General features: G+C 45.0%; 21 protein-coding genes. 10 read left to right on the top strand and 11 right to left on the bottom strand.

Annotated features, from left to right (window positions below):
• Positions 1–6: 6 nt before the first annotated feature.
• Both EOO49_RS18570 and EOO49_RS18575 read left to right on the top strand, forming a co-directional pair.
• Complete coding sequence (locus tag EOO49_RS18570; protein WP_290848467.1) at positions 7–672, top strand: DUF4271 domain-containing protein; 666 nt, start codon at positions 7–9, stop codon at positions 670–672.
• 3 nt (positions 673–675) lie between these two features.
• The gene (locus EOO49_RS18575) at positions 676–1431 is read left to right on the top strand and encodes a uroporphyrinogen-III synthase (RefSeq protein ID WP_290848469.1); all 756 of its coding nucleotides are present in this window, start codon (positions 676–678) and stop codon (positions 1429–1431) included.
• Positions 1432–1716: 285 nt separating this feature from the next.
• On the opposite strand, the gene EOO49_RS18580 is transcribed toward EOO49_RS18575, so the two are convergent.
• The 3 genes from EOO49_RS18580 to EOO49_RS18590 form a co-directional block, all read right to left on the bottom strand.
• A complete protein-coding gene (locus EOO49_RS18580) occupies positions 1717–1929 on the bottom strand; it encodes a hypothetical protein (protein ID WP_290848471.1) in 213 nt (70 codons plus the stop codon).
• A 1368-nt stretch (positions 1930–3297) separates the two neighbouring features.
• Positions 3298–4926: a phosphoenolpyruvate carboxykinase (ATP) gene (gene pckA / locus EOO49_RS18585; protein ID WP_290848473.1), complete on the bottom strand. Its 1629-nt coding sequence runs from the start codon at positions 4924–4926 to the stop codon at positions 3298–3300.
• A 73-nt stretch (positions 4927–4999) separates the two neighbouring features.
• Positions 5000–5383, bottom strand: a complete 384-nt coding sequence (locus EOO49_RS18590; RefSeq protein WP_290848475.1) for a DUF423 domain-containing protein — start codon at positions 5381–5383, stop codon at positions 5000–5002.
• 92 nt (positions 5384–5475) lie between these two features.
• Here EOO49_RS18590 and EOO49_RS18595 point away from each other — a divergent pair, with 92 nt between their 5' ends.
• Genes EOO49_RS18595 through EOO49_RS18605 form a run of 3 tightly spaced genes read left to right on the top strand, consistent with a single transcriptional unit; the run spans position 5476 to position 8591 of the window.
• Complete coding sequence (locus EOO49_RS18595; protein WP_290848476.1) at positions 5476–6843, top strand: saccharopine dehydrogenase C-terminal domain-containing protein; 1368 nt, start codon at positions 5476–5478, stop codon at positions 6841–6843.
• On the top strand, positions 6843–8069 hold the full coding sequence (locus tag EOO49_RS18600; protein ID WP_290848478.1) for a serine hydrolase: 1227 nt from the start codon (positions 6843–6845) through the stop codon (positions 8067–8069). The genes EOO49_RS18595 and EOO49_RS18600 overlap by 1 nt, the downstream gene beginning before the upstream one ends.
• A gap of 51 nt (positions 8070–8120) precedes the next feature.
• Positions 8121–8591, top strand: a complete 471-nt coding sequence (locus tag EOO49_RS18605) for an Lrp/AsnC ligand binding domain-containing protein (protein WP_290848480.1) — start codon at positions 8121–8123, stop codon at positions 8589–8591.
• A gap of 157 nt (positions 8592–8748) precedes the next feature.
• Here EOO49_RS18605 and EOO49_RS18610 read toward each other — a convergent pair whose 3' ends face one another.
• Entirely contained in the window at positions 8749–9135 is a 387-nt protein-coding gene (locus EOO49_RS18610) for a hypothetical protein (RefSeq protein WP_290848482.1), read from the bottom strand.
• A gap of 440 nt (positions 9136–9575) precedes the next feature.
• On the opposite strand from EOO49_RS18610, the gene tyrS reads away from it, so the two are divergent.
• The 3 genes from tyrS (at position 9576) to EOO49_RS18625 (ending at position 12343) form a co-directional block, all read left to right on the top strand.
• The gene (gene tyrS, locus EOO49_RS18615; protein WP_290848484.1) at positions 9576–10874 is read left to right on the top strand and encodes a tyrosine--tRNA ligase; all 1299 of its coding nucleotides are present in this window, start codon (positions 9576–9578) and stop codon (positions 10872–10874) included.
• Between the two features lie 262 nt (positions 10875–11136).
• Positions 11137–11577: a VOC family protein gene (locus tag EOO49_RS18620; RefSeq protein ID WP_290848486.1), complete on the top strand. Its 441-nt coding sequence runs from the start codon at positions 11137–11139 to the stop codon at positions 11575–11577.
• A gap of 133 nt (positions 11578–11710) precedes the next feature.
• Positions 11711–12343 (top strand): hypothetical protein, encoded by a 633-nt coding sequence (locus EOO49_RS18625; RefSeq protein WP_290848488.1) that lies wholly within the window; start codon positions 11711–11713, stop codon positions 12341–12343.
• Between the two features lie 23 nt (positions 12344–12366).
• Here the strand turns inward: EOO49_RS18625 and EOO49_RS18630 are convergent, their stop codons facing one another.
• The 6 genes from EOO49_RS18630 to EOO49_RS18655 form a co-directional block, all read right to left on the bottom strand.
• The gene (locus tag EOO49_RS18630; protein WP_290848489.1) at positions 12367–13023 is read right to left on the bottom strand and encodes a hypothetical protein; all 657 of its coding nucleotides are present in this window, start codon (positions 13021–13023) and stop codon (positions 12367–12369) included.
• Complete coding sequence (locus EOO49_RS18635) at positions 13020–14000, bottom strand: acyl transferase (RefSeq protein WP_290848491.1); 981 nt, start codon at positions 13998–14000, stop codon at positions 13020–13022. Before EOO49_RS18635 ends, EOO49_RS18630 begins: the two co-directional genes overlap by 4 nt.
• 72 nt (positions 14001–14072) lie before the next feature.
• Entirely contained in the window at positions 14073–15068 is a 996-nt protein-coding gene (locus EOO49_RS18640; RefSeq protein WP_290848493.1) for a T9SS type A sorting domain-containing protein, read from the bottom strand.
• Between the two features lie 112 nt (positions 15069–15180).
• Entirely contained in the window at positions 15181–15474 is a 294-nt protein-coding gene (locus tag EOO49_RS18645; protein ID WP_290848495.1) for a T9SS type A sorting domain-containing protein, read from the bottom strand.
• 134 nt (positions 15475–15608) lie between these two features.
• Complete coding sequence (locus EOO49_RS18650; RefSeq protein WP_290848497.1) at positions 15609–16787, bottom strand: hypothetical protein; 1179 nt, start codon at positions 16785–16787, stop codon at positions 15609–15611.
• A 201-nt stretch (positions 16788–16988) separates the two neighbouring features.
• Complete coding sequence (locus tag EOO49_RS18655) at positions 16989–19739, bottom strand: TonB-dependent receptor (RefSeq protein WP_290848499.1); 2751 nt, start codon at positions 19737–19739, stop codon at positions 16989–16991.
• Positions 19740–19928: 189 nt separating this feature from the next.
• Here EOO49_RS18655 and EOO49_RS18660 point away from each other — a divergent pair, with 189 nt between their 5' ends.
• Both EOO49_RS18660 and EOO49_RS18665 read left to right on the top strand, forming a co-directional pair.
• Positions 19929–20612, top strand: coding sequence for a response regulator transcription factor (locus EOO49_RS18660; RefSeq protein ID WP_290848501.1), 684 nt, complete (start codon positions 19929–19931; stop codon positions 20610–20612).
• A complete protein-coding gene (locus EOO49_RS18665) occupies positions 20612–21655 on the top strand; it encodes an ATP-binding protein (protein WP_290848504.1) in 1044 nt (347 codons plus the stop codon). The genes EOO49_RS18660 and EOO49_RS18665 overlap by 1 nt, the downstream gene beginning before the upstream one ends.
• Here the strand turns inward: EOO49_RS18665 and EOO49_RS18670 are convergent.
• The gene (locus EOO49_RS18670) at positions 21629–22696 is read right to left on the bottom strand and encodes a glycosyltransferase (protein WP_290848507.1); all 1068 of its coding nucleotides are present in this window, start codon (positions 22694–22696) and stop codon (positions 21629–21631) included. The two genes, EOO49_RS18665 and EOO49_RS18670, sit on opposite strands and share 27 nt — an antisense overlap.
• Positions 22697–23178: the final 482 nt, after the last annotated feature.

Here is a 23178-nt window from a genome sequence, read left to right on the forward strand (position 1 = left end):
TGCGTTATGAACGAGAGTTTCCTTATTCCGAGAGCTATCCAAACCACCGATTGGGCGATTTTCGTCTTTATCGTGAGTTTCGTGCTGATCGCCCTTGCGAGATCGCTGTTCGAGACGCGTTTCGCCGAATTCTCGAGACTCGCCATTTCAGACAAATACATCAAGGTTTATCGCGACAACAGCAACCTCATGAGCTGGTTCAACATCATGTTGTTCGTGCTGCATTTGATTTCGCTGGCTTTTTTTATCCAATTGGCCTTGTCTGGCTTCGGATTCGCACATAAAGGCGACTGGCTGTTGTTCATCAGGATTTTCGGACTGCTCGGCGTTTTCATCCTGTCGAAATACCTGATAGAGAAAATCATAGCGGCTTCGTTCAACGCCGAGGAATTCGTCGAACAGTTCAATTTGCAAAAAGTGAGTTACCGAACTTATATCGGATTGCTGCTTTTGCCGATTGACATCATTCTATATTTCTCTTCGGGAATGTCGAAAACGATATATTTCGCACTTATAGCGATAATTTTGTTAATCAACGCGCTCACATACGCTGTCTCATTAAGAAATTATCAAAACGCACTGTTAGGCAAACTGTTCTATTTTATTTTGTATCTTTGCGCTCTCGAAATAGCGCCCTACTATTTCATGTATTACTGGTTTACAAAAAGTTAGAAAATGCCAAACAAAGTGAAAACTATTCTGGTGTCACAGCCGGAACCCAAGGTAGAGAATTCGCCTTACTTTGAACTTCAGCAGAAGCATAAAGTGAAGATTGATTTCAGGCCTTTTATTCATGTCGAAGGCGTTCCCGCGAAAGAAGTCCGCCAGCAGAAAGTCGATATCAGCCATTTCACAGCCATTATTTTGACCAGTAAAAATGCGGTGGATCACTTTTTCCGCGTGGCCGAAGAAATGCGCTATAAAGTGCCTGAAGACCTCAAATATTTCTGCCAGAGTGAGGCCATTGCGTTCTACCTCCAAAAATATGTCGTCTACAGAAAACGCAAGATCTACGTAGGGCAAAAGGATTTCGCCGACTTGTCTCCGCTGATCAAAAAATACAAAGACGAGAAGTTCTTGTTGCCGGCCTCCGACCAATTGGGTCAAGACGCGCCACAAACTTTGAACGCGCTCAAAGTAGATTGGACCGTAGGAACGTTCTATCGCACGGTTATGAGTGACCTGAGCGACTTGGCCGACGTTTATTACGACGTCCTCGCATTCTTTAGTCCAACGGGAATCAAGTCGTTGTTCATGAACTTTCCAGATTTCAAGCAGAACGAAACGAGAATCGCCGTTTTCGGAGCCTCGGTTCAAAAAGAAGCGGAATCCCACGGACTTCGAGTCGATATCATGGCGCCGTCTCCTGAAGCGCCTTCTATGACAATGGCGCTTGATAAATATATTGCTAAAGTCAATAAGGAAAAGTAAAAAGTACTTTTTTGAGATATAAAATCCGCTGTCGTAGCGGATTTTTTTTTGGAGCTTTTTCCGGCTAACCTGGCACTGGCTTTCTTTAAAAAACCGGTTTTTCTGGAGGTTGCAACGAGCTTCCTGCGGTCGCTGTCGCAACCTAAGAAAAATTTGGTTTTTTCTGCGAAAGGCTAGTTGCCGTTATCCGGGCTATGGATTGTCGTAAGACGATCCTTTCTTCTTTAAACACAATTTTATATTACGGAACATTTTTTTTCGAAGCCTAATAAAAATGAGCTTTGCTCATTTTAGGTTTGCGGCAGCTGCGCTGCCGGATGTTGTTTTTCGTCGCCTGTCCGGCGGGGAGTTCTTTTGTCTGGCAACAAAAGAACCAAAAATGCCTTGCGGCTGAACCAAAAACGCGACCTGATAGCCCCAAAAATTCAAAAATGAAAAAAACTCGCCGGAAACTGCTTTTTTGCCAGATGCTCTAATCTGGCTCAAACAGTTTTTCATTTCAGCGAATTTTCGTGACGTCAGGTGCCCGCGTTTTGTGCTTAGGCCGCGGACTAATTGGAAGTGTTCATTTGCTTTTTAGCTTGCTTCGCTGCGCTAAAAATTGTCTCCGTAGCAAATTTTCGGTTTTGGGAACATCCTGTTTGGCTTCGTAGCGAAAAACGCGTGTGTCTTTGACGGAAACAATCGGTTGGCTTTGATCGAAAGTCTTGAGTTTCCACATTGGCACTAAACGACCACTCTAATCAAAAACCTTAACATTTTCTACAGAAAATCTGTAATCAACTCCCGGTTTTTTCCCTGAACTTCGGCAGACCTAACAAATCTCCGAGATTTGTTAGGTCTTAGGAAAATGCGGCTTTCCGAAGGGATTTGGATGTTTCGGAACAAGGTTTTTAGAAGGTAGAAGTTTCCAGTTGTCTCCATAGGAAAACAGCGATAATGGTTTGGCGTTGATCGAGAATTCGGGTTTTACTTTTGGCGCGAAACAACTATTCGGATCAAAAACCTTAACATTTTCTACAGAAAATCTGTAATCGAATCCCGGTTTTTTTCCCGAACTTCGGCCAGACCTAACAAATCTCCGAGATTTGTTAGGTCTTAGGAAAATGCGGCTTCCCGCGAACTTTCGAAACTTTTCCGGATGGTTTGGAACACGGGTTTCAAAGCCCAAAGTTTCCTGTGACGACGTTATGGAAACGATTCCGGCGATTGAGGAATTTTGGTGTTCGGAGACACATTTTTCCAAAGCGACAGCGGAGGAAAAATGTCAAACAACCCTTTCCGATTAGTCCGGCATTTGAGCGTTTTGGCGGGCACCTGACGTCTTGGAAATTCGCAGAAATGAAAAACTGTTTGAGCGACCGAAAAAGGTTCTCGTACCAAAAAAGTCTCCGCGAGTTTTTTTCATTTCCGAATTTCCAAGGCTGTCAGGTCGCCAAAATCGGTCGTGCCGCGCGCCTTTTTGTTACTTTTGCGGCGAGGCAAAAGTAAGCCCCGCTGGCAGGCGACGAATTAAAATCAAAGCACGCGGCAGCGCAGCTGCCGAAAAGAAGCAAAAAAAGCGCAGCTTTTTTATCTAGGCTTCGAGAGTAAAAAAGATTTCGGAAAAAAGGAATTTCTTTAAAGAAAAAGGATCGTCTTACGACAATCCCTAGCCCGGATGCGGGCAACTAGCCTTTTGTAGAAAAAACCGAATTTTTCTAAGTTTAAAACAGCGACCGCAGGAAGCTCGTTTTAAACCTAGAAAAACCGGTTTTTGCAAAAAAGCTAGTGCCCGGCAGCCGGATAAAGCTCAAAGAAATAAAAATGAAAAGGCGCTATTAACGTGTAACAGCGCCTCCTCGTAACCTCTAAAAATCAAAAAAACTAAGACAATTGCGGCCCGGCTTTCACCAGGTTTGCGGCTTCAGACGAATCTGTATATTGTTGGAAATTCTGTACAAACAGCTTTCCGAGGTTATTTGCTTTTTCGTCCCATTCCTGGACATTTTCGTAAGTGTTTCTCGGGTCGAGAATGTTTGTGTCGACGCCTTCGAGTTCATATGGAACACTTAGGTTGAAAACCGGAATCTCATGCATCGAAGCGTTTTCGATCGATCCGTCGAGAATCCTGTCAATGATTGCGCGCGTGTCTTTGATAGAGATGCGTTTGCCGCTGCCGTTCCAACCAGTATTGACCATATAGGCCGTGGCATTGTGATCTTCCATTTTCCTAACGAGTTCGGCTCCGTATTTCGACGGGTGAAGCGTTAGGAAAGCTTTGCCGAAACAGGCGGAAAACGTCGGTTGGGGTTCGTTTACACCTCGCTCCGTTCCGGCAAGCTTTGCGGTAAATCCTGAAAGGAAATAATATTGTGTCTGCTCTGGCGTGAGCTTTGAAACCGGAGGCATTACTCCGAAAGCATCGGCCGTGAGGAAAATTACTTTTGATGCGTGTCCGGCTTTTGAAACCGGTTTCACGATGTTTTCGATGTGGTAAATCGGGTAGGAGACGCGTGTGTTTTGCGTGACCGATCCATCGTTGAAATCGATGATTCCGTCGTTGTCGACCGTGACATTTTCCAACAACGCATCGCGCTTGATGGCTTGGTAAATCTCGGGTTCGGCTTCTTTGTTGAGGCTGATCGTCTTGGCGTAACATCCGCCTTCGAAATTGAAAACACCTTCTTCGTCCCATCCGTGTTCGTCGTCTCCGATCAATTCGCGTTTCGGATCTGTGGAAAGCGTCGTTTTTCCGGTGCCCGACAATCCGAAGAAAACCGCGACATCGCCGTCTTTTCCTTTGTTCGCCGAACAATGCATTGAGGCGATTCCCTGCAGCGGAAGGTAATAGTTCATCATCGCGAACATCCCTTTTTTCATCTCGCCTCCGTACCAAGTGCCGCCAATTAATTGCATTTTCTCGGTTAGATTGAACGCGATATAAACTTCGGAGTTCAGTCCGTGGGCTTTGTAATCTTCAAAATGGGTTTTTGACGCGTTCATCACTATGAAATCAGGCTCGCCAAAAGTGTCTAGTTCCGCTTCTGTCGGACGGATGAACATATTTTTCACGAAATGTGCCTGCCAGGCAACTTCCATGATAAAGCGAACTTTTAGTCTTGTATTTTCGTTAGCGCCACAAAAGGCATCGACCACATAAAGACGTTTTCCCGAAAGTTGGTTCAGCGTCGTTTCTTTGAGCGCGTTCCAAGTATCTTGGGAAATGGGTTTGTTGTCGTTTGGCGCTTGTTCGGAATTCCACCAGATCGTATCGGCCGTGACCGAATCTTTTACGATGTATTTGTCTTTTGGAGAACGTCCGGTGAATTCGCCGGTCATCACATTCACGGCACCGAGGTGCGACATTTGTCCTTTTTCGAAACCGACCAGAGCCGGATCGAGCTCGTCCTCAAACAGTTGACTGTAGCTGGGATTGTAGATGATTTCGGATGCATTCTCGATTCCGTACTTGGAAAGCGAAATCGATTTCGTAACTTGAGCGTAATTCTCCATAAAAATGGTCGGTAGTTGATTCCGGAGACAAAAATAGAAATTATTTTTAATCAACTACAACGATTTCGTTAATTTAAGATTTTTGGCGAAAAAAATCGATGAGAAGCACAAACCAACCGACAATTAGCAACATTCCTCCCAAAGGTGTTATCGGTCCGATAATTTTGTTAAAGCCATCTGCCAAACCTGTCGATAACATATAAATCGATCCCGAAAAGAAAATTGTTCCAATAGTCACAAGCCAGAAAATCGCTTTTTTGGTCTTGGCGGATATTCCCGAATACATTCCCACGAAAAGCAGAAAAAATCCGTGATACATCTGATATTTCACGCCGGTTTCGAAAGTTTGCAATTGCTCTGTCGAAAGCATTTCTTTCAACGCGTGAGCTCCAAATGCGCCCAAAACGATTGCGGTCATGCCGAAGAAAGTTCCGGCGATAAGCAGTTTTCTGTCCATTAGTAAGAATTTTGCACAAATTTACTCCAAACCAACACATATTTTGTTTTTAATGGCGCTGCGTTTACCTTTGGCGCACTAGTATTTCAAAAATGAGAAACATCCTTATAATAGGAGCCGGACGTTCGGCTTCGTCACTCATACGCTATTTGTTGGAAAAATCAGATGTGGAAAACCTGCATTTGACCATAGGCGACCTGTCTTTGGAACTCGCCAAAAAGAAGGCCAACGGGCACGAAAACGCAACACCTATCGCACTCGACATCAACGACAAAGTCCAGCGGATGTCAGAAATCGAAAAGTCAGATATAGTCATTTCGATGCTTCCGGCGCACATGCACATCGAGGTCGCCAAAGATTGCATCGTACTCAAAAAACACATGGTCACCGCGTCTTATATCAGTGAAGCGATGGCAAGTCTGGACGAAGCGGCGAGGGCGGCGAACCTGGTTTTTATGAACGAAATCGGGCTCGATCCCGGAATTGACCATATGAGCGCGATGAAAGTCATTGACGAGATTCGCGAAAAAGGCGGCAAAATGCTGTTGTTCGAATCGTTTTGTGGCGGATTGGTCGCGCCCGAATCAGACGACAACCTATGGAATTACAAGTTCACTTGGGCGCCAAGAAACGTCGTTTTGGCCGGACAAGGCGGAGCGGCAAAATTCATCCAGGAAGGAAAATACAAGTACATTCCGTATCACAAATTGTTTCGCCGCACGGAGTTTTTCGAGGTCGAAGGTTACGGAAAATTTGAGGGTTACGCCAACCGCGATTCGCTGAAATACAAGAGCGTTTACGGTTTGGACGATGTGTTGACGCTTTACCGCGGAACGATCCGTCGCGTTGGTTATTCGCGCGCCTGGAACGTTTTTGTTCAGCTTGGAATGACCGATGATTCTTACGTGATCGACAATTCCGAGACGATTTCTTTCCGGGAATTCGTAAACCTTTTCCTGCCATATCATCCAACCGATTCTGTGGAAATCAAGCTTCGCTTGCAACTCGGGATCGAGCAGGACGACATCATTTGGGACAAACTGCTGGAGTTGGATATTTTCAATCCGAAGAAGATCGTGGGAGTCAAAAATGCCACGCCGGCGCAGATTCTCGAAAGGATTTTGTCCGAAAAATGGACGTTGAATCCGGCCGACAAAGACATGATCGTGATGTATCACAAATTCGGATACGAGATCGACGGAAAACAACATCAGATCGACTCGAAAATGGTTTGCATCGGAGACGACCAAACTTTTACAGCGATGGCGAAAACCGTCGGATTGCCTGTTGCGATGGCAACTTTGGCGATCCTGAACGAAAAAATAACCACGCCGGGCGTCCAACTTCCCATCACAAAAGAAGTCTACGAACCGATCTTGGCCGAACTCGAGCAATTCGGAGTGATTTTCAAGGAAACCGAAATGCCATACATCGGCTACAACCCCGATAAATTGAACTGATGAAAAATCTGCTGTGCGCGCTTGCGACTTTAGTTTTTTCCGTGGGATTTTGTCAGGAAAATAAAGCCGGTCAAGCCGAAAAAGCGCTCACGAAAGCGTTGGATTCGATTGTTAAACTTGGAACTTTCAATGGTTTTTCGGTCGCCATCGCATCGGAAAAAGGGAAATTGTACTCGAAAGGTTTCGGGTATTCTGACGTTGCGTCCCGGAAATTTTATTCGGACAAAACCATCCAAAATATAGGATCGGTTTCCAAACCTTTGGTTGGGATCGCGATCATGAAAGCGGTCGAATTGGGCAAATTGAAACTCGATGACGACGTCAACAATTACTTGCCTTTTAAGGTTGTGAATCCGAAGTTTCCGAATGTTCCGATCACGGTTCGCCAATTGGCCACGCACACGTCTTCGATCGTCGACACCGATGTTTACCTGAACAAAAACTATTTCATAAAACCGGATCAAGACCTGGAAGGTTTGCCGCTTGAGTACGATGGGCAAAAGTTCATTCCGCGGTCTGAAGCCTTGACTTTGGAAAACTATCTGAAAGCCGTTCTGACGATTGACGGAAGCTATTTTACTGAAGCTATTTACGTGGGAAAACCGGGCGAATTCTACGAATATTCGAATACGGCGACAGCTTTGGCGGCTATCGTCGTGGCGCAATCAGTCAAGATTCCGTTTGCAACTTTCACCGAAAAATACATTTTGAAACCTTTGAAAATGAACCATTCGGGTTGGGATTTTTCTATGGTCGATTTCAAGTCATATTCCAGATTGTATGCCGATCCGAAATCGCCTTTGCCATTTTACACGCTTACGACCTATCCCGATGGAAACTTCATCACCTCGGCCGACGATATGTCGAAATTTATGTCGGAATTAATAAATGGATATGAGGGAAAAGGAAAAATTCTGTCGAGGGAAAGTTATGCGGAATACTTCCGACCGCAGTTAAAAGCCGCGAATTTCAAGGAAAGGAACGAAAAAAATCCTTACAGCGAATCTTATAACGTAGGAATTTTCATGGGATTCGGATATACCGGATTGATTGGTCATACGGGCGGCGATCCGGGCGTTTCGAGTATGTTGTTCTTTGATCCGAAGACCAAAATTGCGCGTTATATGGTCGTGAACACGAACTTCCATGATAAAGAAGGCATGCGGACTTTTTACGCGATAATCGATCTTTTGCAGAAATATCAATCGGAACTAAATTCGAAATAAGGGTTTCAAACGTAAACCGAAATCACTAAATTGGCTTTCAAACGACAAGTCATGAAAATCAATTCCCTTCAACTTGAAATCGACGGCATCGACAAGGAAATCCTGCGCGACCTCATGGAAGACGCGAGAAAACCGATACTTCAAATCGCCAACAAAATCGGGATTTCGGGAGCAGCGATTCATCAACGCCTTAAAAAATTGGAACAAGCCGGCGTGATTTCGGGCTCAAAATTCGTCGTAAATACGAAGGTTTTGGGTTATTCGACAATGGCTTTCGTGGGCATTTATCTCGATAAGGCCTCGAGCAATTCGGAAGCCGTTCGCGAACTCAAGAAAATCCCTGAAGTGCTTGAATGTCATTACACCACTGGGAATTGGTCGATTCTTATCAAGATCATTTGTCGCGACAATGAGCACTTGATGCAGCTTCTTAACAAGAAGATCCAGCCGATTCAAGGCGTCTCGAGAACCGAAACTTTTATTTCGCTTGACACTCAGATTGAGCGGCAGATTCAGTTGTAATTTTTTTTGAGCTTTTTCCGGCTACGTGGCACTAGCTTTCTTTAAAAAACCAGTTTTTCTAAGGTTTAAAACGAGCTTCCTGCGGTCGCTGTTTTAAATCTAGAAAAATTTGGTTTTTTCTGCGAAAGGCTAGTTGCCCGCATCCGGGCTAAATCTTTTAGCCGCAAAATGTTTTCTCTCTATTATTTCCTGTGTCACCTAAACTTTTTAGCTCTCGAGCCGCAAAGAACGAGCTGCGCTCGTTTGGTGTTTTTCGCCGGCTGCGCCGTCGCTTGCTTTGAATTTGATTCGTCGCCTGTCCGGCGGGGAGTTCTTTTGTCTGGCAACAAAAGAACCAAAAATGCCTTGCGGCTGAACCAAAAACGCGACCTGACAGCCCCAAAAATTCGGAAATGAAAAAAAAACAGGTGTGTCTTTGACGGAGACAATCGGTTGGCTTTGATTGGGAATCTTGGGTTTTTACAGCATTAAACCTCAAAGGTTTTAAGACCTTTGAGGTTTGTGAAAACGCGGCGTTGGAAGAAATTTTTACGTTTTGGAACACGGGTTTTCGAAGCCGGAAGTTTCCGGTGACGACGTTATGGAAATGATTCTGGCGATTGAGGCAAAAAAGGTGTTTCGGAGACACATTTTTCCAAAGCGACAGCGGAGGAAAAATGTCAATAGACACTTTCCGATCAGTCCGGCATTTGAGCGTTTTGGCGGGCACCTGACGTCTTGGAAATTCGCGGAATTAAAGGTTGTTTGAGCGACCCAAAAAATGAGTCGTTACACAAAAACTCTCCCGCGAGTTCCTTTAATTCCCGAATTTCCAAGGCTGTCAGGTCGCCAAAATCGGTCGTGCCGCGAGCCTTTTTGTTACTTTTGCGGCGAGGCAAAAGTAAGCCCCGCTGGCAGGCGACAGCTCCTCAAAAAAAATAGAATATAACCCCATAGCAACTCGTTGCTACAAAAACCCCTATTTTTGCCCAAAATTATTCAAAAATGAAAAATCTAGTAGAAGAACTCAAGTGGCGCGGATTGTACCACGATGCCATGCCGGGAACAGAAGAGCAACTTTTGAAAGAGGCGACCACGGCTTATATTGGGTTCGATCCTACTGCCGATTCGCTTCACATCGGGTCGATGGTGCAAATCATTTTGTTGTGTCATTTGCGTCGTTTTGGACACAAACCGCTGGCTTTGGTTGGAGGCGCCACGGGCATGATTGGCGATCCTTCGGGGAAATCTGACGAAAGGAATTTGCTTGACGAAGCTGCTTTGGCCAAGAATGTCGCGGGAATCAAAAGCGTTTTGTCGCGTTTTCTGGATTTCGATGCATCGGATGCGCAAGCTCCGGTTTTGGTGAACAATTACGATTGGATGAAGGAATTTTCTTTCCTCGACTTCGTGCGCGACGTGGGCAAGAGAATTACCGTGAATTATATGATGGCCAAGGATTCGGTCAAGAAGCGTTTGACGGGCGAAGTGGGCGATGGTATGTCGTTTACCGAATTCACATACCAATTGATCCAAGGTTACGATTTTTACCATCTGCACAAAACCCACAATTGCGTGCTGCAAATGGGCGGATCGGATCAATGGGGAAATATCACGACGGGAACCGAATTGGTGAGAAGAATGAACGGACACGAAGCCAAAGCTTACGCACTGACGACGCCGCTTGTCACGAAGGCCGACGGTTCGAAATTCGGGAAATCGGAAGGCGGGAATGTTTGGCTTGACGCCGACAAGACATCGGTTTACAAATTCTACCAGTTTTGGGTAAATGTTTCGGACGAAGATGCCGAAAAGTACATCAAGATCTTTACGTTCTTGGACAAGGAAACGATCGACGCTTTGGTGGAAGAGCACCGTCAGGCGCCACATTTGCGTGTTTTGCAGAAGCGTTTGGCCGAAGAGATTACGACTTTCGTCCATTCCAGAGAAGAACTTGAAAAAGCGATGAAAGCTTCGAATATCTTGTTCGGAAACTCGACTGCCGACGATTTGAAAGCACTGGACGAACAGACGTTTTTGGAAATTTTCGATGGCGTACCACAGGCCGAAATCGCGAAATCGGACTTGGTTGAAGGTTTGGATATCGTGACAGTCATGAACGAGAAATCAGGATTCATGAAGTCGAACGGCGAGGCGAGACGCGCTTTGCAGGAAAACTCGATTTCGGTGAACCGCGAAAAGGTCGCCGACGGATTTTTGTTGTCTGAATCTGATCTGATAAACGGAACATTCGTGCTGTTGCAACGCGGCAAAAAGAATTATTTCGTGTTGCGATTCGTGTAAGTTTCGCCGAACTAAGGATTTGCATCCGAAGAAACTCTTGGGCCACAACTCATGAATGACAGGTTCGTTCGTGCGTTGTGGCTTTTTTGATTTCATCCGGATTCGGTAAATCGCTTCTGTCGCAAACGGCACCGTCTTTTTGCGTTTTTGTACCGCATCTGCCTTACTTTTAAAGAATACTTTTGAATTATAACAAATCATTCAGTACTCACTCGAGCGGAAAGTATCCGAAAAATCTCAAGCTCGTAAAATCTAGAAAAATATGGCAATTATCAACCCACACATCAACTTCAATGGGAATGCGGAAGAAGCGTTCAACTTTTACAAAGCGGCATTTGGCGGAGAATTCTCAAAAATCATCCGATTCAAGGACATCGCCAGCGCAGATTTTCAGGTAGACGAAAAAGAGGAAAACAAGATCATGCACATCGCTTTACCGATCGGAAAGACAAACGTTTTGATGGCGAACGATGTTCCGGAATTCATGGGAAAAGTCGACGAAAATGAGAACAGGAGCAAAATTTCGGTAAGCGCGGAAAGTCGGGAAGAAGCAGACAACTTATACAACGCACTTTCACAAGGCGGACAAGTCGAAATGCCGATCGCGGACAGTCCTTGGGGTTCGTACTTTGGAATGTTCAGGGACAAATACGGGATAGAGTGGATGGTGGAATTCGATTCCAGCCAAAAAGGCGAGTTGTAGGATAAAATCTGTAAAAATGCGAATCCTAAATGCGGATTTGTTCGTCGGGTAACAAAACTAAACCTTTAACACAAAACGGTTTGCAGCATCAAATCAAAAAACTAGTTTTGCGCCCGACGAAACAAAAAGCAAAATGAGCATTATAATAGGAACGCTTTTCGCAGGCCAGACCAAAACCCAAAACGGGCAATATATCGCAACAAAAATGTTTGTATTGGGAATTCCGCTTTTCCCGACGATGTCTATGTTCGTCACCAAAAAAGAGACTTTGGGCGGACGTTACGGTTTCGAGATTCCGAAAAACACCGCGAGCATTGTCGCTTCTTACCTTAGGATTCTGACCGTTCCGGCGTTGATAATTATGTTGGTCGCCAATTCTCAGTCTTACGAGACGAATTGGACGCTTTCGTTGCTGATCTTGGCGATGATCGGCCTTATGGTTTACATTTGGTTTTTCCTGGGCAAAACCACCGATAAAGAACGTTTTTCCAGAACGCAGTTCGGGAAAGTATTCGAGGTTTATTTTATGCCGGAGTGGTTGTATTATGAGGATTTGGAACGGTTCCATAAATCTGGAAAAGCGCTTTATGAACTCAAATTTCCAGATGAAGATTGGGAGGAAAAACTCAAGTACATCAAACCATCTGACCCGGATTTTGCTTTAGTATACTGTCGCGCTTATCTCGAAATACAATTGCATGAAAAAGATGGAAAGCGTGCGTTGTTGGACAAGAAATTCGAGCAGTTTTCGGGATTGGCAAAGTAAATTTGTCCGATAGGAATTTTCATTCAGTTGTCCGAAAAAACAATCGGAAGTTTGTTTGAGGTAAACCAACCTTTGACGAAATCAGGTTCTTTCAGCGCTTTTTCGTAGTCTTCAGCTGTCATTCGGCTGACCAATTCTTCTCGCATCAAGTGCATCGAAAGTTCCAATTCAAATTTGGCGTCGGGTTCGAGATAAAATTCGTTTTCGTCCTGTTTTTGATACCGATTTTTGTCCCAACGCAAATCGATTTTGAAATGACGCGTCTCTCCGGGCGACAAAGTTTTCATGCTTTCGATTATACTCTTGCTCATTCGCGCACGCCAGTCGTTTGGATCGGCAGAAATTCTTCTCAGCGAGTCATTGAGTTTCCAGCTTTCCTCAGGTGTCAGTTTTCTTGTCGGTTGTTCGAAAATTCCCGCAACGTCTACAGATTTTCCGTTTTGGTAAAGTTTGTGGTGCGGACAATGCGACATGGAACTCGCGACAACGGGAACGATCAAATTCGTGTTCAAGAAAAAAGTCGCAGGTTTGTTTAGCTTGTTGGTGATGTGATATGAAATATGGAAGGTTCTGAATCGGGTTTCGGAATTGTCGGTCTTGACCGAATCCAGAACGAGTTCGAGCGAACGTTGGCCAAAACATCCAACGGAAATCAGCAAGATCCAAAGCCACTTTTTCATAAGACCATGAGGTTGCAACCGCGAATGTCAGAGTTGTCGAATCGACCCAAAATCTCGAAACTTGCGTCCTGGTATTTCTTGCCGAGATCTTGTGTGGCGATAAATGAACACGAATTGATGTTGGCCAGATCGATCACGTTCACGCCACCGGTTTTTCCATAGCCGACGTATGAAAGCGCGTCTTCAGTGTCTCGCGTCAAAATCTGCATCCAATTCGGACATTCAAAAATTCCTTCGCCGAGCGAATAGGCTTGTGACAAAAGTTCGGTCATGCCGTATTCCGAATGGATTGCCGAAACGCCGAATCCATCGCATAAAATCTCGTGCAATTCCTCTCGGATCATTTCCTTTCGCTTGCCTTTCATGCCGCCGGTTTCCATAATCACGGTGTTTTTGAGCTGGAATTTCTGCTTCTCGACCAAATCCAATAGCGCATAGGTCACGCCTATCAAGAGTACGTTTTTCCCCGATTCATCGAGGCTCACGAGTTTTTGGATGAGTTCTTCGTAATTGTGCAGATAAAAGCCGCTATCGGGATTGTTGCTCGCTTCTATGAGATCGGCGACCATATAGATCAAAGACGAACCTTCGCGCTCGAGATAGCTCGGCAAAAGCGCCAAAACTGTGTAGTCTTCGATATTTCCGTAGAATTGGGAAAAGGCTTGACGGAAACTTCTTTCGTACCAAGAAATATCGGTTACCAAGTGTTTACTGGTAATTGCGCCAGTCGTTCCCGAACTCGTGAAAGTTTCTATTGCAGAATCGTTTCCTGTAACGACGTCTCGGCTTTTGAAAAACTGTATCGGCAAAAACGGAATGGCTTCGAGCGATTTCACTTGCTGTTTGTCGGTTCCCAAAAAATCACAGAATTCGCGATAGACCAAGTTGTTTTCATGTTGGTATCTAAATACCTTCAACGCGATTTTCTCGAATTGCTTTTGGGAGGAGATGTTGAAGATGTCGTCTGGTGAGATCACAGTAGATTGCTTGAGGTACAAAAATAAAAAAGCCCCGTGTAAAACGAGGCTTTAAATATTGTGAAATGTCGATTACTTGATAACGATCTTTCTTGTAGCAGTTTTTCCGTTTTCTGTAACTTTTACCATGTAAACACCTGATTTCAAGTTAGAAACGTTTACTGATTGCTCGGTTGTAGCTTTTGCTACTTGTTTTCCCAGAACGTCGAAGATAGCAACTTCTTTAGTATCGCCAAGATCTGTTTGAACGTTCAAAGTTCCACCAGAAACCGGGTTAGGATAAAGTTTCAAACCTGCGATGCTTTTGTCAGCAGTTCCAAGTGATCCTCCAGTTACGAAAGCCCAAGTTGACCCAACACGGACAGTGTCAAGCAAAAGGTTTCCAGTTCCTGCAGTAGCAGTTCCGCCTTGACGGATAGCAACACTCGCAATTTGAGCAGGAGCAGCTCCTGTTCCGGAATTGTTGGTAACTGTAGCAGTTCCTTCAGCTCCACCAACTGTTGGGTTGATGAACAATGAAGCCGTGTTTGTTGTAAGATTATATTTCACTACAACGAAAACAGTTGAAGTTCCCAAGTTTTGAGTAGAAAACGTTGGAGCAACTGTACCGCCACTATTATTCAAGATACCAAGGTTATAAGTTCCGGCAGTCGAGCCAGCCTTGATGTAAAGACGTGCAGGCAAACTAGTAACGCTCGCTCCGGCAGTTCCGCCCAATGAAAGGAAGTAGTCTCCAACAGTTGAAGCATTGTCTACCAATCCGTCGGCACTGTTAAGTTGAAGGATCAAAGAATAATAAACAGTTCCTGTAAGAAATCCGACAGGACGGTTTACGTCTTCAGTATTCCCTGCAACGATCATAGCAGAATTTCCGCCGTTTGCGATTCCTGTGTAAGCCAAGTTTCCGCCAACGATGATCATTTGACCGATAGATGCGTCGACACCACTGTGGTGCGTCCATCCGTTATTGGTAAGCGAAGATGCTTCTGCACCTGTAAAGTCATCGGTGGCTTGTGAAAAGCCGGCCAAAGATGCAAGTAGCAATGTAAGAGAGTAGATTTTTTTCATCATTTCAAATTTAGTTCTGTGCAAAGATAAACTGATTTATTTGTGGTAAAAAATTTCCTATGTAAAAATTGGGTTAAAAAAGCCCCGATTGTTCGTCGAGGCTAAATTTTAACTATTTGATTATGAGTTTTCTTGTGACTGTTGCTTCACCTTCCCGAATCTTGACGATGTAGACACCCGGCGGAAGCGACGCGATATTGAGTTCCTTGCTCACATTTTGTTGCAAAACCTGTTTTCCAAGCACGTTAAAAATCGTGACTTCTTTTTCCATCGATGTCTTTGACGTGATGAAAATCTTGCCCGTATTCACCGGATTCGGGTAGAAACCGAGTTCCTTTCCTTCCTGAGCCGAGGCTAGCGAAGTAAAGAGGACGAAAAGCATGATATAAAAGTAATTTTTGTTCATTGGTGCAATTTGGTTTGGTAAAAGTACAAAAGTATTTGCAAAATGGATGCCAAAATCAAAATGCTGTAAATCAAAAGTGTTTAAATGAAAAACGCCCCTTTTCAGGAGCGTTTCTCATATGATTTTGGATGTGATTACAAACCTGTAGTCCAGTTTGCAGTCCAGCTTGGAGCGGCAATTCCGTTTCCGGCACCTTGAGATGCACCTTCAGTTACGGCAGCAGCTACATTGGCAGATGTTCCGGCAGTAGTTTTACCAACAGTAAGGTTAGTTACATCAGAAGCAACAGACACATTCGTAGCTTTCAAAGTCGTTCCGATAGCAGCGATAGTTTCATCGTGCTCAAGTGCGAAACCGTTTTTCCAACCTGACAATACTACGTTAGCGAAAATTCCACGAGTTCCTCTTCTCAATTTGATAGCGTCGTTTTCAGCGTAAGCAGTAGCATCAGCAGTACTTCCAGCTCCGATAAGCGTCAAGTTCGTGATTGTTGGGTTTGATACTGGAGTGTTTGCGAAACCATCTTCGTAATTGTCAGCTTCGATACCGCGGTTTCCTTTTCCGAAAGCCACTTTTCCGTACCAGTCAGTATTGGTTCCGTTCCATCCTTCAGTCCAGTCGAATAGATCATCTTCGTTTCCGAAAGCGACAAGACCTTTAGTGTTTACAGTTCCTCCGAAGAATTCGAACCCGTCGTCAGCACCATGCATAGATTGTACATATTCCACTACAGTTCCAGAACCTACTCCGAAGAAAGAAATTCCGTTGAACTCTTTTAGTTGGTTGTAAGCTGCACCAGCGTATTCAACTCTCAAATAACGGATAACACCAGAGTTGTCGTTAGCTACAGTTCCACCGTAAGTAAGTTCAGAAACCTCTGCAGAAGCAGTAGATTGTCCGCCAGTTACACGGTTGATAGGAGCTTTTCCGCAAATTACAAGTCCGCCCCAGTTTCCTGCTGCAGGAGTTGCCAAACCACTAGTCATTACAACCGGGTTGTTTTCAGTTCCGTTGACGAAGATTTTTCCGCCTTGAGCAACAGCGATGTAAGCTGCAGTTCCGCCAATTCCTTCGATTCTTGTTCCCGCAGGAATAGTAAGTGAAGCACCGTCAGCGATCAAAAGTCTGCCTGTAAGTTTGTAAGTTGTGCCAGCGTTAAGTTGTACTTCTCCGTCAGCGATTGTTCCCTGGAAGTTGTTAGCGTCAACCACGAAAGATGAAGATGGCGTATTGTTGTTGTCGTCATCAGAACAGCCAACGAAAGCAGCTGCAACAATTGCCAAAGCCATTAATTTTCTGAATGTTGTTTTCATAGATTCTTTGTAAGGATTTTGATAGTTCAAATTTGTACGGCAAAGATGCTTCGGCTTTTTCTTTAAGGCGTTAAGCCGATGTGACCGTTTCATTAACATAAGCCTAAGCCTACATTACCTTAATATGAAGAACTTAACCAGAACATTAAACAAAAAAGGCCGCACGAGGCGACCTTTGGTAAGTTATTCACTTGGTGTGATTTAGAAAGTGTAGTTCAGGCTAAGGCTGATTCCGGAACCTTTCTTGTACGTTTGAGAAAGCACGTCGCCACCGCGATTTTCCTGAACCTGCTTGATGGCAGGATTGGTTAGGTTTCTTGCGGTCAAGCCGATGCCAAGATTCTCGTTGATCTTCGACTTGATGATAAAGTCAAGTGTTCCGACGCTTTTGTCTACAAGATTTCCTCTTTGCTGTGTTCCCAAAGCGTAAATACGGTCAGAAAACAAGTTGTAAGCGACAGTCGCGGTAATGTTCGCGCGCTTTTGGTTCCATTCCGTGAAGTAGGACAAATCGGCATTTCCTAGCCAGTTCGACGCTCCGGTGAAGGCACTTTTGCTGTCGGTAAAGTCTGTGTTCAAGTCTGTTTCGGCCGACACTTTTTCATTGTCGAGTTCTTGTTCGGTATACAAATAAGAAACGTTAAGTCCGGCGCTCAAACGCTTTGAATTCGTCTCGTCGATCTTGAAGATGTTCTTGCGCACTTCGATTTCCACACCGGCAGCGTATCCGTAATCACCGGAATTCAGATAAGAAATATCGTTCGTCGAAGAGTTCACGACCGCTTCGTTGATAGGGTTGATGATGTATTTTCCGAAAGCCGTCGCAGAGAAAACTTCGTCCGAAGTCGGGAACATTTCCCATTTCAAATCCACATTATAATTGTCAGATTCGTACAACTTCGGGTTACCGAAATAAACCTGTGTAGCTCTTTCATAAGCGAAAGGCGCGCGCTCCTTGAACTGCGGAAGTGTGTAAGTCTTGCTGAAAGCGAAACGCAAATTCTGTTTGTCGTTCAACGAATACTTCACGATCAAATTCGGGAGTATCGCCGTTTTCGTCAACTCGTTCTGTCCATTCGGAGACAAAGACGTATCCCATTGCATGTTCTGCTTGATCATTTCGCCTCTCAATCCAATAACGGCAGTCAAGTTCGGGTTAAAGGTATATTCGATCGATCCGAAAGCGGCGTGAATATCCAAATCACCGTTATACGTTTGCGGACGAGTCGCTCCCGGAACTTGTGCGCTTCCGCGGAAAGTCGAGATCTCGAAAAATCCGTTGTCCAAATTCGTCTGGTTGTAAAAAGCATCGAGGTTGTTAGGATCAACGATGTCTCCAAGGTGTGTATTCGTTGCCTTGAAGTTGTATTGCGTCGCGGCAAAATCGCGCTGTTTCATGCGTCCGTTGTAACCGAGTGTCAATTTTCCGTTGTAATCGCTTTCGCCGTTCTTGAAGATTTTGTAGTCAACCGAAATGTTGGCATTGTATTCCTTTTCGGTCAAATCCTGGAAATAACGGTTGTTGTTAGGAGCCGATTGCGAGTTGATCGTAAACCCGTTCGTCTGTTCGTTGAACGTATTCCAGGTCCTGTCCGGCTGATCGTCTTTCACGTTGTTGAACGCGCCTGCCCAATTGAGTTGCAAACGGTCTGAAAACTTGTGCTCGCCAAGCAATTGGTTGATGAACAACGAAGTTTTCGTGAACGTGTTGATTCGCACGAATCCGTTTCCGTCATTGGCCAAATCGACGATGTAACCGCGGTACTCGTCAGTTTGTTGGTCGCTCGTATTGATGAAAAGCGAGTTGAATTTGATCTTGTGGTTCGAATTGATCTTGTAGGCGATGTTCGCCATTCCCGTCGTATTCGTCGCGTAATTGAAAGATTCGAAAGTGTCGTAACGCTTGTTGATTACGCCTGTCGGACTGATGCTTCCGTTGGCCTGTCCGTCAGTGATCGACTGATATTCATTCGAAAAAGATCCGGTGGCGAAAATGCTCAATTTCCCGGATTCTCCAACGTTCCAGGATTGTCCGCCACTAACGCCTATCGAACCTCCAAAAGGGTTTTTGGTATCCAGTCTCAAAGTTTCGTAGTTGTACTGCGTCAATGCATTCGATGGTTTTTCGGTCAAGCCGAAACCGGATGCGTTCGGGCTTGCGTGCAATCTGAAGTTGTTTTCCTGGATCGCGTTCGTGTTCGCGTTCGATCCGATGTCGATCCTGAAAGTGCCTTTTCCTCTGTGTTCTTTAGAGATGATGTCGACGTTTCCTCCGGCGAAATCTCCGTATAGTTTTGATCCGTAAACTTTGTCGATCGATACATATTCCACGATATCGGTAGGAAAAATCTCAAGTGCGATGTTTTTCTTTTCGGCATCGTTCGACGGGATCGGAAGTCCGTTCAAAGTAGTTGCGTTGTATCGGTCGCCCAAACCACGCACGAAAATGCTTCCCGAACCTTCTTGTTTTGTGACGCCCGTTGTTTTCACGACGGCCGCAGCCACATCGGTTACACCTTTACGGGCCAATTCCTGAGCTCCGATATTTTGCTTGATCTCTACCGAATTCTTCTGTTCCAGCAAAAGCGAACTTTCCTTTTGACGGTTTGTCTGCGCTTGCACCTGAACATCTTTAAGCGTATAATTTCCCGCGCCCATCGTCTTGTTGACAGTCAAGGTTTGTCCGGCAACGATCGTCACGTTCTCGGTTACGGTTTCATATCCCAAAAAACTGAATTCGATTACATAGGCGCCAGGTTCCAAAGAAATGGAGTATTTTCCCTGATCGTCCGTCGTCACGCCGTTTGTCGTACCTTTGACGAGCACGTTCGCAAACGGAAGCGGTTCGTTGTTGAGGTCCTTGTCGGAAATGGTTCCCGTAAGCGTACCTTTCTGGGCAAAAGCAAAAGCCGAAGCCAAGACCGCGAGCACTACTAAGAGTTGTTTTCTCATGATGAGTTTTTCTGTTTTTTATTTTGGCGCAAAGTAACCGCCCGCTTATGAGGGCAATGTTAAGAACGGGTTACGTTTCGGTTTGATAATGTTTACCGAATTGTTAACAGATTAAATGATTGTTAATCGGGGTTTAAGGCTTTTTTTTATCTTTACTTTTGAGCCGCAAAACAACTTTTTCACCTACAGATGAAGAAAAAAGAAATTAGGATTCTACTGGTAGACGACGAACCGGATATCATTGAGATCGTGGGCTATAACCTTTCACAGGAAGGTTATCAGATCTCCACGGCCGAGAACGGTAAGGAGGCGATCGCCAAAGCCAAAAAAGAACAACCGCATCTTATTATTATGGATGTGATGATGCCCGAAATGGACGGCATGGAAGCTACAGAAGCGATCCGGAAAATCCCCGAGTTGAGCAACGTCATCATCACGTTCCTTACGGCCAGAAGTGAAGATTATTCCCAGGTCGCCGGTTTTGACGCCGGTGCGGACGACTATATCACGAAACCCATCAAACCGAAATTGCTCGTCTCGAAAGTGAAAGCCTTGCTTCGCAGACTCAAAGACGACGGCAAGAATTCAGAGACGCTGAACGTCGGGAACATCGAGATCAACCGAGAGGAATACAAGATCATCAAGGACGGAACCGAGATCATTCTTCCAAGAAAGGAATTCGAATTGTTCTACCTTTTGGCTTCCAAACCCGGCAAAGTATTCAAAAGAGAAGAAATCCTCGACAAGGTTTGGGGCAACGAAGTGATAGTCGGCGGGCGAACGATTGACGTCCACATCAGGAAACTGCGCGAGAAAATCGGCGAGGAATTGTTCAAAACCATCAAAGGCGTAGGTTACAAGATTGAAGTTTAATGTCGATACAGTTTAAGAAATCCTATCGGTTCGCCGTAAAATCGTCTTTGTACATCACGCTTTTTTCAACACTTTTGATGGGAGCGGTTTTATGGCTGACCGATGTTTTTAACGTCATTGCCTGTTTATATTTTGCGCTCATGGTGGGCGCATTTTCTTTTTTCGTACTTCAGTATCGCGTCGAAAGATTCATTTACCGACGCGTCAAGAAGATTTACGACGACGTTTCGTTTCTCGACGCGAGCTCGTTCCAGGGCCAACACGTCACGACCGACATGGCGACTTTGACACGTGAAGTGAAAAAATTCGCAACAGACAAAAAAGTCGAGATCGAAATGCTCAGGATGCGTGAAGATTACCGCCGCGAATTTCTCGGCAACGTTTCCCACGAACTCAAAACGCCGCTTTTCACGGTTCAAGGTTACCTTTCCACGCTTTTGGACGGAGCGATGGCCGACAAAAACGTGAGGAAAAAATACCTCGAAAGAGCCGAAAAAGGCGTCGAGCGTCTCATTTACATCGTGAACGACCTCGACATGATCGCCAAGCTCGAAATGGGCGACATCAATCTTGAAACCGTCGAGTTCGACATCGTGAAATTGGTTCAGAACGTGTTCGATCTGCTGGAAATCGAATCCACCAAAAAAGACATTCTGCTTTCGTTCGACCAGCGGTATTCCAAACCGATAAAAGTCGTCGGCGATCCTGAAAAAATCGAGCAAGTCGTCATCAACCTCGTCATGAATTCCATCAAATACGGAAGCGACAAAGGCTCAACCGAAGTGTCGATCGAAGAATTGACCAGCGAAAAAGTGATCGTAAGGATTTCAGACGACGGCGAAGGCATCGAAGCCAAATACATTCCGCGTCTGTTCGAGCGATTCTTCCGCGTAGACAAAAGCGGATCGCGTGACGCCGGCGGTTCCGGCCTCGGGCTGTCAATCGTAAAACACCTGATCGAAGCTCACGACGAGAAGATTTTCGTCAAAAGCGAATTTAGAAAAGGTTCCGAATTCTCATTCACTCTCAAAAAGGCAAAATAGGTTTTTCCAGTGAATGTCGGTTTGCGTGTGTGGCAAGCCTTGGTACAAGTCGATTTCAAGCAGATTCTCGATCCTGAATTCGTCCTGTTTCGCATAAGGAACCAATCCGTCTTTCTTGAGTTTTTTTGCCAGATATTCCTGCTCGTATTGGCCCGGCGTCGGGATAAAGAAGCACTTTTTGTGCAGTTGCGCCAAATCCATCACGGTCGTGTAACCAGAACGGCAAAGCACCATTTCGCTTTCGTTCACGGCAGTTTCCAGTTCCGATGAGGTCATGAAATTGTAATAAAGCACGTTCCCGCATTGTTCCGATTTTTGTTCCGATTCGACTTTCCCTTTTACGAAAAGCACTTTCTTCCCAAACAATTTCACCTCGTTCTTCAACCTGTTCTCGAGCAAAGTGCGCTGCGGTTCCGGACCCGAAAGCAAAACCATAAGATCATTTTTCTTCGGAAGCTCCTTTTTTGCCAACCGACTCAGCGGCCCGATGTATCTGATATCGAAATCCGGCTTTTTCAAATGCCCGAGTTTTCCGGTCAAATTCGGCTTTTCCTCAAAATCCGGAACCCAACATTCGGTGTATTTCTTGATGATTTTTCTATGTAATCTGCCTGTCAGCCAGCTCGTGTTTCCGGTCAAAACGTTCAATTGATGCGTGATGAAAACACTCGGCACTTTCTTCGAAATCACGCCCAGACGGTTGTCCGAAATCACGCCCTGCAAATTGTAATCGCGCACCCAACGCTTGATGAGTTTCTTTTCGTCCATGATCGCTTCAAGCATTCGCGGCATGCCTTTGATCATTTTCCACTTGAAATCTTCCCCGTCTTTCGGATACTCGATTTTATAAGATGGCAATTCAAGCGCTTTCAGATCAGGAAATTCCTTTTTGAGAATCTCCAAAGCAACGCCATCCGAGGCGATGATAGGCGTATAGCCATTTTCCGACAAAGCTCTGATAATAGGAATGCAACGCGTTGCGTGACCCAATCCCCAATTTAGCGGAGCGATCAGGATATTGCGTTTTTTTTTGTCAGACATGACTTTTTGTTTGCGCGCAATTTAGGGATAAACTGCGTTTGGCGTGTTTTCAAAGTTTTGCCAAACTGTTATTTTTAGTGGTGGTTTTGTTTTTTTTTGGGAGCTTTATCCGGCTGAATGGCACTAGCTTTTTTGCAAAAACCGGTTTTTCTAGGGTTTAAAACGAGCTTCCTGCGGTCGCTGTTTTAAACTTAAAAAAATTCGGTTTTTTCTGCAAAAGGCTAGTTGCCGTCATCCGGGCTATTTCTTTTATCCGCAAGATCTTTTTCCTTCATAATCTTCTGTGTAACCGGAAATCTCGCTCACTCTCGAGCCGCAAAGAACGAGCTTCGCTCGTTTGGTGATTTTCGCCGGCTGCGCCGTCGCCTGCTTTGATTTTGATTCGTCGCCTGCCAGCGGGGCTTACTTTTACTTCATTGATTTTTATTGTTTTTTAAAGGATTCAGTGAACCTCGTTCCTCGGTTTGCCTCGCCGCAAAAGT

The organism is Flavobacterium sp. (assembly GCF_004295795.1).
Lineage (GTDB): Bacteria > Bacteroidota > Bacteroidia > Flavobacteriales > Flavobacteriaceae > Flavobacterium.

Excerpts from the sequence above, each read along its gene's own strand:
- EOO49_RS18605 (WP_290848480.1), top strand. The coding sequence starts at position 8,121 with ATGAAAATCAATTCCCTTCAACTTGAAATCGACGGCATCGACAAGGAA.
- EOO49_RS18575 (WP_290848469.1), top strand. The coding sequence starts at position 676 with ATGCCAAACAAAGTGAAAACTATTCTGGTGTCACAGCCGGAACCCAAG.
- tyrS (WP_290848484.1), top strand. The coding sequence starts at position 9,576 with ATGAAAAATCTAGTAGAAGAACTCAAGTGGCGCGGATTGTACCACGAT.
- EOO49_RS18650 (WP_290848497.1), bottom strand. The coding sequence starts at position 16,787 with ATGAAAACAACATTCAGAAAATTAATGGCTTTGGCAATTGTTGCAGCT.
- EOO49_RS18590 (WP_290848475.1), bottom strand. The coding sequence starts at position 5,383 with ATGGACAGAAAACTGCTTATCGCCGGAACTTTCTTCGGCATGACCGCA.
- EOO49_RS18625 (WP_290848488.1), top strand. The coding sequence starts at position 11,711 with ATGAGCATTATAATAGGAACGCTTTTCGCAGGCCAGACCAAAACCCAA.
- EOO49_RS18670 (WP_290848507.1), bottom strand. The coding sequence starts at position 22,696 with ATGTCTGACAAAAAAAAACGCAATATCCTGATCGCTCCGCTAAATTGG.
- EOO49_RS18640 (WP_290848493.1), bottom strand. The coding sequence starts at position 15,068 with ATGAAAAAAATCTACTCTCTTACATTGCTACTTGCATCTTTGGCCGGC.
- EOO49_RS18570 (WP_290848467.1), top strand. The coding sequence starts at position 7 with ATGAACGAGAGTTTCCTTATTCCGAGAGCTATCCAAACCACCGATTGG.
- EOO49_RS18655 (WP_290848499.1), bottom strand. The coding sequence starts at position 19,739 with ATGAGAAAACAACTCTTAGTAGTGCTCGCGGTCTTGGCTTCGGCTTTT.
- EOO49_RS18595 (WP_290848476.1), top strand. The coding sequence starts at position 5,476 with ATGAGAAACATCCTTATAATAGGAGCCGGACGTTCGGCTTCGTCACTC.
- EOO49_RS18580 (WP_290848471.1), bottom strand. The coding sequence starts at position 1,929 with ATGAAAAACTGTTTGAGCCAGATTAGAGCATCTGGCAAAAAAGCAGTT.
- EOO49_RS18660 (WP_290848501.1), top strand. The coding sequence starts at position 19,929 with ATGAAGAAAAAAGAAATTAGGATTCTACTGGTAGACGACGAACCGGAT.
- EOO49_RS18600 (WP_290848478.1), top strand. The coding sequence starts at position 6,843 with ATGAAAAATCTGCTGTGCGCGCTTGCGACTTTAGTTTTTTCCGTGGGA.
- EOO49_RS18645 (WP_290848495.1), bottom strand. The coding sequence starts at position 15,474 with ATGAACAAAAATTACTTTTATATCATGCTTTTCGTCCTCTTTACTTCG.
- pckA (WP_290848473.1), bottom strand. The coding sequence starts at position 4,926 with ATGGAGAATTACGCTCAAGTTACGAAATCGATTTCGCTTTCCAAGTAC.
- EOO49_RS18630 (WP_290848489.1), bottom strand. The coding sequence starts at position 13,023 with ATGAAAAAGTGGCTTTGGATCTTGCTGATTTCCGTTGGATGTTTTGGC.
- EOO49_RS18665 (WP_290848504.1), top strand. The coding sequence starts at position 20,612 with ATGTCGATACAGTTTAAGAAATCCTATCGGTTCGCCGTAAAATCGTCT.
- EOO49_RS18620 (WP_290848486.1), top strand. The coding sequence starts at position 11,137 with ATGGCAATTATCAACCCACACATCAACTTCAATGGGAATGCGGAAGAA.